This window comes from Paraburkholderia sp. Ac-20340, assembly GCF_017104965.1.
GTDB lineage: Bacteria > Pseudomonadota > Gammaproteobacteria > Burkholderiales > Burkholderiaceae > Paraburkholderia.
In genome coordinates, this window is record NZ_JAAGPR010000069.1 from 1 (window position 1) to 9,889 (window position 9,889).

Here is a 9,889-nt window from a genome sequence, read left to right on the forward strand (position 1 = left end):
TCGGCCTCGTCGCCCAGCGCGACCGCGTGCGAGAAGCCCAGGCCGCGCGCATCGGCCCAGCGCAGCACCGCGTTGGTCAGCGCGTTGGACTGCGAGACCCACGCCACGCCGCCCTTGCGCGCGACCGTGGCGGCCGCGCCGAGTTGCGCGTTGAGCGCCGGCGTGAGCGCGCCCAGGCTGCCGGGGCCGAGCAGCCGCAGCAGATGCGGGCGCGCTGCCGCCAGCGCGTGGCGCAGATCGGCGTGATCTTCCTCGCTGCGCGCCTCGCCGACGATGATCGCCGCGCGCGTGCCCATGCCGCCCAGCCGGTGCACCAGCGCGGGCCACGTGGCCGGCCGCGTGCAGATGATGGCGACGCTGGGCGCTTCGGGCAGATCGCCGGCATCGGCGACCACGGGCCGGCCGTCGAAATCGCTCGTCTCACCGGCGTGGCGCGGGTTGACCGCCCACAGCGGCCCCGCGAAACCGCCTTCGATCAGGCGCTGCCAGACCATGTTGCCGATGCTGCCGGCGCGCTGCGAAGCGCCGATAACGGCCACCGACTTCGGCTGGAATATCGCGTCGAGATTGCGTACGGTCACTGCCCCTCCTCGCTGTTCGAATGCGCGGGCGCGGCGCCTGCGTCGCGGCCGCCCGAGATGATGGCGACGCTGGGCGCTTCGGGCAGATCGCCGGCATCGGCGACCACGGGCCGGCCGTCGAAATCGCTCGTCTCACCGGCGTGGCGCGGGTTGACCGCCCACAGCGGCCCCGCGAAACCGCCTTCGATCAGGCGCTGCCAGACCATGTTGCCGATGCTGCCGGCGCGCTGCGAAGCGCCGATAACGGCCACCGACTTCGGCTGGAATATCGCGTCGAGATTGCGTACGGTCACTGCCCCTCCTCGCTGTTCGAATGCGCGGGCGCGGCGCCTGCGTCGCGGCCGCCCGTCGTGACGATGAGGATAGGCGAATCGGCCCCGCGATGCGCGCATTTCGCCGCCTGACAGAGCCTCGCGCGGCGGCGGCATCGCGTCGCGGGCTTTGAAGCGTTGCGCGCGATGCCAACGCCCGAGAAACAGGAAAACGTTACCGGTATCGGGAACCGCGTCGCCGCACATCTGTTGCAAAATCGCAGCCTTCTGACGCGAACATTATGTTTTCAATATTTCATCGTAAAATGCGCCAGCCGCCGGGATGTATCGGCGTAGCGCTTTTACGCCCGCGATGCACGTCGACCTTCTCACCCTATATTTCCTCGCGATCGGAACCTTGCTCGCCAGTTCCGCGATGACCCTTTGGGAGCATCGCACTCACCCTGGCCGCAGCAAGGAACTGAAAATACTCGCCGCCGGATATACCACGCTCGCCATTGGCTGCGTGGCCGTCATCTATCGCTTCAAATTGCCCTGGGTGTGGGGTTCCGCGTTGAGCAACATGGTGATGCTGTGCGGCTATCTGCTGATTGCCCACGGCGTCGCCACCATGAACGGGCGGCGTTACGGGCTCGCGTCCGCGCTCATCCTGCTGGTCCAGGCGCTCGCATGGGGCGTGTCGGGTACGCGCGGGCTCGACGTCATGTGGATGTATGTCACGGCGATCCCGCTGTCGCTGGCTTCCGCGATGGCCGCGCGCGAACTGCTGCGCGGCGACGGCCGCAAATGGGGCCACGCGCGCAATATCGCCGTGCTGGTGACGGGCGCGCACGCGGCGCTCTACGCGTTTCGCGCAGTCGTGCTGCCGTGGCTGGCCGCGCGCTACGGTCAGGCGATTCTGCCGACCGTCAGCAAGATCACCTTGTACGAAGGCGTGCTGTATTCGGTCGTGCTGCCGATGACGCTGCTGCGCCTCGTGCGCGAGGAAACCCACGGCCAGCTTTTGCAGGAATCCCAAACGGATTATCTGACGCGCCTGGGCAACCGCCGCTGGTTCTTCGAGGAAGGCGCGCGCATGCTCGGCCAGGCGGGCAGGCGCGAAGCGGTTGCGCTGCTGGCCTTCGACCTCGACCACTTCAAGGCGATCAACGATCGTTACGGCCACAAGACCGGCGACGAAGTGCTGAAATCGTTCTCGGCGATCGCGCGCGGTGTGGTCGGTCAGCAGGCGCTGCTGGCGCGCATCGGCGGCGAGGAATTTGCGGCGCTGCTGCCCGGCATCGACACCACGCAGGTGCAGGCAATGGGCGAAATGATCGTGCGGCGCTTCGAGCAGACGGCGGCGCACGGCATCGACGGCGTGGGCATGCGCACCACCGTCAGCATCGGCCTGGCGGTGAAAACAAGCGAGACGATGACGCTCTCCGACCTGCTCGCCGCCGCCGACCAGGCACTCTATCGCGCGAAATCGCTGGGCGGCAACCGCCTGGAATACGCGAACAGCGATAGCGATACGCAAACCACACACGCATAAAAAAACGGGCCGCTGGGGGAAACCACCCAGCGGCCCGTTCTACATCGGCTGCAGCCAGCGTTAAATCGACTTCTTGAACGGTGCGCCCGAATGCTCGCGCAGTTCGTTGAAGACGATCTTCGGCCACGCCTTTTGCGCGACGTCGATTTCGGAGACGTGCGAAGCCAGATACGTCGGCGCATTCGATGCGTCGTAGGCCATGCGCGCTTCGTACGAATCGGTGAAACGGCGCAGCTCGACAGGGTCATCGCAGGTGACCCAGCGCGACAGGCGATAACGCGCCGGCATCAGGCGCACCGCCACCTTGTATTCCGCCGCGAGACGGTGCGACACCACTTCGAACTGCAGCTGGCCGACCGCGCCGAGAATCGTCGCGCCGCCGTGAATCGGGCGGAACACCTGAATCGCGCCTTCTTCGCCAAGCTGTTTGAGCGCTTCGCCCAGTTGCTTGGCGCGCATCGGATCGACCACTTCGACGGTCTGGAAAATTTCCGGCGCGAAGAACGGCAGACCCGTGAATTGCAGGTCTTCGCCTTCGGTCAGCGTATCGCCGAGACTCAGCGTGCCATGGTTAGGAATGCCGATGATGTCGCCAGGGTACGCCTCGGCCACGGTTTCGCGGCGCTGCGACAGGAAGCTCACCACGTTATTGGCGCGGAAGGTCTTGTTGTTGCGCGTGACCTTCAGTTGCATGCCGCGCTCGAAATGGCCCGAGCACACGCGGATAAACGCCACGCGGTCGCGGTGCGCGAGGTCCATATTGGCCTGCACCTTGAACACGACGCCCGTGAATTTGGCTTCGTCCGGCGCGACCGCGCGCTGCACGGCCATACGCGGCGACGGTGCCGGCGCGAGGTCGACCAGCGCGTCCAGAATTTCCTTCACGCCGAAGTTATTGATCGCCGAGCCGAACAGCACCGGCGACTGCTCGCCCTTGAGGAACGCTTCGCGATCGAAGGTGGGCGTCGCGCCCGTGATCAGCTCGACTTCTTCCTTGGTGCGCTTCCAGTGATAGCCGAAGCGCGCTTCGCCATCGGCGTCGCTGATGTTTTGCAGCGTTTCCACCGCGCCGCCCAGCGACTGCTCGCCCGCACGGAACACGCGCACCTGATCGCGCTGGATGTCGTAGACGCCCTGAAATTCCTTGCCCATGCCGATCGGCCAGGTGAACGGCACCGCCGCCACGCCAAGGTGCTGCTCGATTTCGTCGAGCAGATCGAGCGGCTCGCGCACTTCGCGGTCGAGCTTGTTGATGAACGTGAGAATGGGCGTCTTGCGGCTGCGGCAGACTTCGAGCAGCTTGAGCGTCTGCGCTTCCACGCCGTTCGCGCCGTCGATCACCATCACGGCCGCATCGACGGCCGTCAGCACACGATAGGTATCTTCCGAGAAGTCCTCGTGGCCCGGGGTGTCGAGCAGATTGATGACGGCGTCGCCGTATTCGAACTGCATGACCGAGCTGGCGACCGAAATGCCGCGCTGCTTTTCGATCTCCATCCAGTCGGAGGTCGCGAAGCGGCCGCTCTTCTTGCCCTTCACGGTACCGGCGATCTGAATCGCGCCCGAGAACAGCAGCAGCTTTTCGGTGAGCGTGGTCTTACCCGCGTCCGGGTGAGAAATGACCGCGAACGTGCGGCGGCGTCTGAGTTCGGCAACTGACATGGATGGAGCGGGTATCACTGATGAATTCGGGCAACCGGCCGCGTGGCGGGGGTTGCGGATGTGGCCGGCGCATCGGCGGCGGCCGGCCCGGCGGCCAGCGCGGCAGCATGGCCGGCTGCGGCACGGCAGGCGGGCGGCCTGCGCGTCGCGGCCTTCGAGGCGAATAGCACGACCGGTCTGAAAAACACGACCGACGTCCGCAGCAGGAAGGCGCCGGGGACGAATGATACACGGCATTACCGCTGGAGACTAAGACTTCGCTGTGGATAAGCGTGGCGCGTGGGGTATCGGCGGCGTGGCTACGGTGAGCTTTTACGGGAGCAATGGGCGCGGGGCCGGAAGCGGAGCGCTTGCGCTGCGTTTTCAGTGCATTACGCAGGGCGTTTGGGCAGATCGGCTGACCGTGCCGTGAGCGCGCGGCAACGTGTCTCGCGTGAGAACGCTTTTCTCATCAATGACTTGCGTGCATCGTGCGCGGCGCAGGCCGGGCGATTCACGCAGCGCGCCATGCATCGACTTACTGCTGGTCCCGAGCCCGGCGGCGCACTGGCATCGCCGGGCGCCGCCCAAAGGTGAGGATTTACGGGATCACACGCGCCGCGCTTGATCCCGGAGGTTTATTGCTTGATCAGGAAGCGGTCGCGGTTCTTCACGCCCGACAGCCACGCCGGAGCACGGCCACGGCCGCTCCAGGTCTCCCCCGTCTTGGGGTTCGCAAAACGCGCGGGCAGCGGCGTCTTCTTGCGCGCGACCGTACCCGCGCTTGTGAAGCCGAGCTCTTCCGCCGTGATTTCGTATTCCGCGATCTTTTCCTTGATGTCGGCGATCGCTTGCTCGACTTCCTTTTCGCGTGCCGCCGCAACTTCCTTATGCAGTTTTTCGAGTTGGGCGGTGAGTTGCTTGTAGCTCGGCATGAATAGAGATCTCCAGAAGGTCACACGTGGCTATTGTGGCCCTTATCGCCCTCGCGAGTGTTAAATTGCGCGCCGTTTTTCGCTTGCATTCGCTTATACGCGTCAATTTCTTTCCTTTCTTTACCAGATCGATCGGCGATTATGTGTTCGCTAACGAACGGTTTCGAGCGCCGCAACACCCTTCGCGCGCCGCTCCAGCGCGCCCAGCGCTTCGGACAGACGCCTGACACGCTGCAATTGCGAAGGCACGAGATCGGCGCTCGACACGGCTGCAACGCGGCCGCGCCAGTAAGAAAGGGGAATGCGATCGGTGCCCGACAGTCTTGCAACGATCTGCTCGAGATGCTCAATATCCTTTTCAAGTTGATGATGATTCATTGCTGCCCCCGGGATTCATCCAACTTTTAAAAGACGTCATGTAAAAGACGTCGGCGCATTCAATGCAGCGCGATGACTAAACCATTATTCAGCGATAACCTGGCATTTAATTCGCCGCATTGCGCTCATTGCGCCGGATTGTTTATCGGCAGCCTGACGCGTGCTTGTCGCCTGTTTATCACTTTTCTTTCGCGGTCTTTTTCCTGGCAGTCGGTCTGGCGGGGTGGTTTTCAACAGCCTCGCCGTTCCAGAATAGGACGGCCATGGCCGCCAATCCGTTGCCTACCGCACGGAACGCAATGGGCGCCTCGTCCAACCTGACGCTATTAGTCAACGAACGATATGAAGATTAGCGGCGCCTAAAACGGCTGTATATTCCACAGTTGTGCAAGGAATATGCGCCACGCATTTTAGGCGCGCGATGCTTCACGGCGGGTTTGAGTACGGGATCGGCGTGAAATCGAACGAATCGGAATACGACTGCCTGTTGCACGGCATATACGCCACGCTCGAACGTCCCGCGGCATGGAAGGATTTTTGCGCCCTGCTGCGCGAGGCGATTGGCGCTGCTTCGATCCAGTTGAGCGCCTTCGATCGTCAGCGCGAGTTGTTCTCCTGGGCCGATGGTTTCAGCGTGCTGGAAACCGAACCGCTCGAATTCATCCCCACGCTCTATCGCGACGACGCGCGCCTCGAATGGCTGCGCGCCTGCGCGCCCGGCAAATGGCTCTACTGCTGCAGCGACGCCGGCAACAGCCGGGGCCAGGCCGTGTTCGAGCCGTGCGTGCTCGCGGGCGCGGGGCGCTTCGTCTCGCTGTGCAAGCTGATCGACAGCGGCACGCTCACGGCGATGATCGCCTGCCGCCGCCACCACGGTGACGGCCCGCTGCCGGAGGCCGGGCGCGCGCTGCTCGAACGTCTGACGCCGCATCTGATCCGCGCGATGCGCCTGAGCCTGCATCGCCTGCTGCCCGACGCCGATGCGCTCGCGCGCCAGGCGCGTCCGCCTGCGATGCTGGTGAGCGCGCTCGGCGAAGTCCTGCACAGCAACGAACCTGCGCAGCGGCTATTGCGCGCCACGTCGCTCGTGCGCGTGCGCAGCAAGCGCATCGCGCTGGCCGCGCCGTTTCAGACGCGCTTTCTGGAGGATGTGGCGATCAGCGAAGCGCGCCTGAAAAACCACGTGAACGGTGCGCGGGCCGCAGCGGCGCGCGTGCGGGCGTTGCGCATCGTGAGTACTGTCGATCGCGCTGCCGATCCTGAAGATGGGCACCCAACGCACGACAACGATGCCGATGCGACGTTACCCGCCGCGCCGGAAGTGCTCTACGCGTTCTACAACGTGGTGACGCCCGGCGAAGCATCGGCCGCCGATCTGCGCGCGATGGCGGCGCTGACCTTCTACCATCCGCGTTCGGCGCCGGCGGTGGACGAGCAGGTGCTGGCCACGGCATTCGATCTCTCGCCCGCCGAATGCCGCATCGTGCACATGCTGGTGGATGGCTTCACGGCCAAGGAAATCGCCGCGCGCGTGAACGTGCAATACGACACGGTGCGCAAGCAACTACAGTCGATCTACCTCAAAACCGCCACGCGACGACAACCCGATCTGCTGCGCCTGATGATGAACCTGCCGGCACGCGGCCGGCCAGGTGCCGCCGGCTAGGTGCGGCCGGCCAGGTGCCGCCGGCCAGGTGCGGCTGGAGGCTACTGACGTAGCCTCGCGCGACGATATCGGTTCGGACGTCTTATTTCGCCTTGCAGGCGAACACGAGCGTATAGGTGTCGCCGGTCGTGGCGTTATCGACGGTGTCGTAACCCGCGCCTGCGCAACGCGCACGCGCCTGTTGCACGCACGAATCGCGGTCGCCGCCCGCCGGGCATTGCACCTGGATCGTGGGACGGCCATCGGAGAGGAACAGCGGCGGGCCGCTGCTGCACGCGGACAACGCCGCGAGCAGCGCACAGGCGCCCGCCGCAAACGGCAGCCTGCGAAGGTAAAACGAAGGCGAAACGAAACGATTCATGGAGTACCCCGGGGGCGTTCTAGTTTTTCGACGCTGCGATTGTGCCATGCCGCGTGACGCCTGGGCGCCATGCGGAGCGCATGGGGTAACAGGCGCGTGACGCGCGCGGTTCGAGCGTTTCAGTGCGACGCCGGCATCGTCTTGTACGGCGGCTTCGCGCGCGGATCGGCACTGATGCGCACGAACACCTGCTCGACATCGGGTATCGCCGATAGTCGCCGCTCCAGCGCCGCGCGATCGAAGTTTGCGCCCGCGCAACCTTCGGCATAGACGAAGCGCCGTTGCACCGTAATCCACAGGCTCGTGCCGGCCAGCGTAGCGTCGTCCTTGAACTGCGTGCGGATCGCCTGCGCGATATCGGCATCGTAAAGATAGGAATTCGGCTTCGTGCATTTGTGTGCGAGCCAGCAGGTCGTGCCGCGCTCGACGCGGTAATGGGCGTCGTCGTCGGCTTCGGCCTTGGTCATGCTCGGGCCGAGCGGCTGCGGGCAGGCGCGCTGCGCAGCCGAAAGCGCAAAAAACGGGTCGTTGTACCAGTTGCGGACTTCGTCACGCGATGGCGCCGATGCCTGCGCCACCGCGATGCACGGCAACATCGCCGCAATCAGCAACGTGATCGCCCTCGCTCGCCGTCCCTGAAACGCCTTGCGCGTTTGCATCGCCGTCTCCCTGCCGCTGCACATGCCGATTCCGTCACGATAGGACCGCCCTGCGCAAGCCGCAATCAGGAATGCCCGGCATACGCGATTGCGAAGCGTTCCTGAACGATTCGGTACAATCGCTGCGGCGCACCATGGCTTTGATCGTGGGCGTAGAGACATGCAAGAAAAAGCGCAATACAGAAGTGCATCGACGAAGTGCAACACGCCCTTGCAGGAGACTCCATGTCGTTCATTATCGTTCTCGCCGCTCTAGCGTTTCTCATGCTTGCCGCATATCGCGGCTACAGCGTGATCCTTTTCGCTCCCGTAGCGGCGCTCGCCGCTGTTCTGCTCACCGATCCCGCCGCCGTCGCACCGGTTTTCTCCGGCATTTTCATGGAGAAAATGGTGGGTTTCGTGAAGTTGTATTTCCCCGTGTTCCTGCTCGGCGCCGTATTCGGCAAGGTCATCGAGCTATCGGGATTCTCGGAAGCGATCGTCGCCGCCGCGATTCGCTATATCGGCCGCTCTCGCGCCAATGCGGTGATCGTGGCCGTCTGCGCGCTGCTCACGTATGGCGGCGTGTCGCTGTTCGTGGTGGTGTTCGCGGTCTATCCGTTCGCCGCGGAGCTTTATCGCCAGAGCAACATCCCCAAGCGCCTGATGCCTGGCGCGATCGCGCTTGGCGCATTCTCGTTCACGATGGACTCGCTGCCCGGCACGCCGCAGATCCAGAACATCATCCCGACGACGTTCTTCAAGACCACCGCCTGGGCCGCGCCGGCGCTGGGCGTGATCGGCTCGTTGTTCATCATCGTGGTGGGTCTGACGTACCTCGAATGGCGACGCCGTAGCGCGATGGCCAAGGGCGAAGGCTACGGCACCTCGCTTGTGAACGAGCCCGAGCACGTGAAAACCGACCATCTGCCGAATCCGCTGCTGGCTGTGACGCCGCTCGTGCTGGTGGGTGTCGCGAACTTCTTTCTCACGCGCTGGATTCCGCAGTGGTACGGCGATACGTACACCGTCACGCCCGATGTCCTGCCCGGCATGCATACGCCCGTGACGACGACGGTCAAACAGGTTGTCGCGATCTGGTCGGTGGAAGGTGCGTTGCTGCTAGGGATCGTGTTCGTGGTCGTCAGCGCGTTTTCGCGCGTGAAGGAGCGTTTTGCGACGGGCACGAAGGCGGCTGTGGCGGGCGCGCTGCTGGCGTCGCTCAATACGGCTTCGGAATATGGCTTTGGTGGCGTAATTGCGGCGTTGCCGGGTTTTCTTGTTGTCAGCGATGCGCTCAAGAGCATTCCGAATCCGCTTGTTAATGCGGCTGTTTCGGTGAGTTCGCTGGCGGGGATTACGGGTTCTGCATCAGGCGGGATGAGTATTGCGCTGGCTGCGATGTCCGATCTGTTTATCAAAGGCGCGCAGGCTGCGAATATTCCGCTAGAAGTGCTGCATCGAGTAGTGGCCATGGCCAGCGGCGGGATGGATACGCTGCCGCATAACGGCGCAGTCATTACGCTGTTGGCCGTGACCGGGTTGACGCACCGTGAGTCATATCGGGACATTTTTGCAGTCACCGTGATCAAGACGTTGGCGGTGTTCTTTGTGATCGCCGTTTTTTATACGACGGGGTTGGTTTAAGGGTTTGGATTGCTGTTAGTGGTAGTGCTGAATGCAAAAAGCCGTCCCTGTGGGACGGCTTTTTTGTGCGGGCTTCGCGGTGCCTGCATCTGCGTGTGCTTTTCCCACACGCGTAAACGCCAGAACCCCGGTTCTCGCTGTGAGAGACCGGGGTTCTGGACGTACTGCATAAGGAGCCTGACGATTACCTACTTTCACACGGGCAATCCGCACTATCATCGGCGTGGAGTTGTTTC

General features: G+C 63.8%; 9 protein-coding genes and 1 pseudogene. 3 read left to right on the plus strand and 7 right to left on the minus strand.

The features are described 5' to 3' along the window. Together G3N59_RS36585 and G3N59_RS36590 are read right to left on the minus strand one after the other, a co-directional pair. Positions 1-581 (minus strand): CoA-binding protein (locus tag G3N59_RS36585; RefSeq protein WP_205987878.1); only part of this gene is annotated, 581 nt, incomplete at its 3' end. Between the two features lie 56 nt (positions 582-637). Beyond that, positions 638-874 (minus strand): annotated as a pseudogene (locus G3N59_RS36590) (CoA-binding protein); the annotation flags it as partial. 331 nt (positions 875-1,205) lie between these two features. Between G3N59_RS36590 and G3N59_RS36595 the strand changes: the two are divergent. Further along, complete coding sequence (locus G3N59_RS36595) at positions 1,206-2,387, plus strand: GGDEF domain-containing protein (protein WP_205987880.1); 1,182 nt, start codon at positions 1,206-1,208, stop codon at positions 2,385-2,387. A gap of 60 nt (positions 2,388-2,447) precedes the next feature. Here the strand turns inward: G3N59_RS36595 and G3N59_RS36600 are convergent, their stop codons facing one another. The 3 genes from G3N59_RS36600 to G3N59_RS36610 all read right to left on the minus strand — a co-directional run bounded on the left by G3N59_RS36600 (position 2,448) and on the right by G3N59_RS36610 (position 5,341). After that, entirely contained in the window at positions 2,448-4,049 is a 1,602-nt protein-coding gene (locus tag G3N59_RS36600; protein ID WP_205987881.1) for a peptide chain release factor 3, read from the minus strand. A 617-nt stretch (positions 4,050-4,666) separates the two neighbouring features. Then, entirely contained in the window at positions 4,667-4,963 is a 297-nt protein-coding gene (locus G3N59_RS36605; protein ID WP_205987882.1) for an H-NS histone family protein, read from the minus strand. 150 nt (positions 4,964-5,113) lie between these two features. Then, positions 5,114-5,341 (minus strand): hypothetical protein, encoded by a 228-nt coding sequence (locus G3N59_RS36610; protein WP_205987883.1) that lies wholly within the window; start codon positions 5,339-5,341, stop codon positions 5,114-5,116. Between the two features lie 454 nt (positions 5,342-5,795). On the opposite strand from G3N59_RS36610, the gene G3N59_RS37505 reads away from it, so the two are divergent. Further along, positions 5,796-7,007: a helix-turn-helix transcriptional regulator gene (locus G3N59_RS37505; RefSeq protein ID WP_205987884.1), complete on the plus strand. Its 1,212-nt coding sequence runs from the start codon at positions 5,796-5,798 to the stop codon at positions 7,005-7,007. 82 nt (positions 7,008-7,089) lie between these two features. On the opposite strand, the gene G3N59_RS36620 is transcribed toward G3N59_RS37505, so the two are convergent. Together G3N59_RS36620 and G3N59_RS36625 are read right to left on the minus strand one after the other, a co-directional pair. Further along, positions 7,090-7,368: a hypothetical protein gene (locus tag G3N59_RS36620; RefSeq protein WP_205987885.1), complete on the minus strand. Its 279-nt coding sequence runs from the start codon at positions 7,366-7,368 to the stop codon at positions 7,090-7,092. Positions 7,369-7,487: 119 nt separating this feature from the next. Then, on the minus strand, positions 7,488-7,964 hold the full coding sequence (locus G3N59_RS36625) for a BON domain-containing protein (protein ID WP_241024846.1): 477 nt from the start codon (positions 7,962-7,964) through the stop codon (positions 7,488-7,490). A gap of 288 nt (positions 7,965-8,252) precedes the next feature. Between G3N59_RS36625 and G3N59_RS36630 the strand changes: the two genes are divergently transcribed. Beyond that, positions 8,253-9,653: a GntP family permease gene (locus tag G3N59_RS36630; RefSeq protein WP_205987886.1), complete on the plus strand. Its 1,401-nt coding sequence runs from the start codon at positions 8,253-8,255 to the stop codon at positions 9,651-9,653. The last annotated feature ends 236 nt before the right edge of the window (positions 9,654-9,889 follow it).

Bases quoted from the DNA above. Each gene is read 5' to 3' on its own strand.
- G3N59_RS36595 (WP_205987880.1), top strand. From the start codon at position 1,206: ATGCACGTCGACCTTCTCACCCTATATTTCCTCGCGATCGGAACCTTG.
- G3N59_RS36600 (WP_205987881.1), bottom strand. From the start codon at position 4,049: ATGTCAGTTGCCGAACTCAGACGCCGCCGCACGTTCGCGGTCATTTCT.
- G3N59_RS36605 (WP_205987882.1), bottom strand. From the start codon at position 4,963: ATGCCGAGCTACAAGCAACTCACCGCCCAACTCGAAAAACTGCATAAG.
- G3N59_RS36610 (WP_205987883.1), bottom strand. From the start codon at position 5,341: ATGAATCATCATCAACTTGAAAAGGATATTGAGCATCTCGAGCAGATC.
- G3N59_RS36620 (WP_205987885.1), bottom strand. From the start codon at position 7,368: ATGAATCGTTTCGTTTCGCCTTCGTTTTACCTTCGCAGGCTGCCGTTT.
- G3N59_RS36625 (WP_241024846.1), bottom strand. From the start codon at position 7,964: ATGTTGCCGTGCATCGCGGTGGCGCAGGCATCGGCGCCATCGCGTGAC.
- G3N59_RS36630 (WP_205987886.1), top strand. From the start codon at position 8,253: ATGTCGTTCATTATCGTTCTCGCCGCTCTAGCGTTTCTCATGCTTGCC.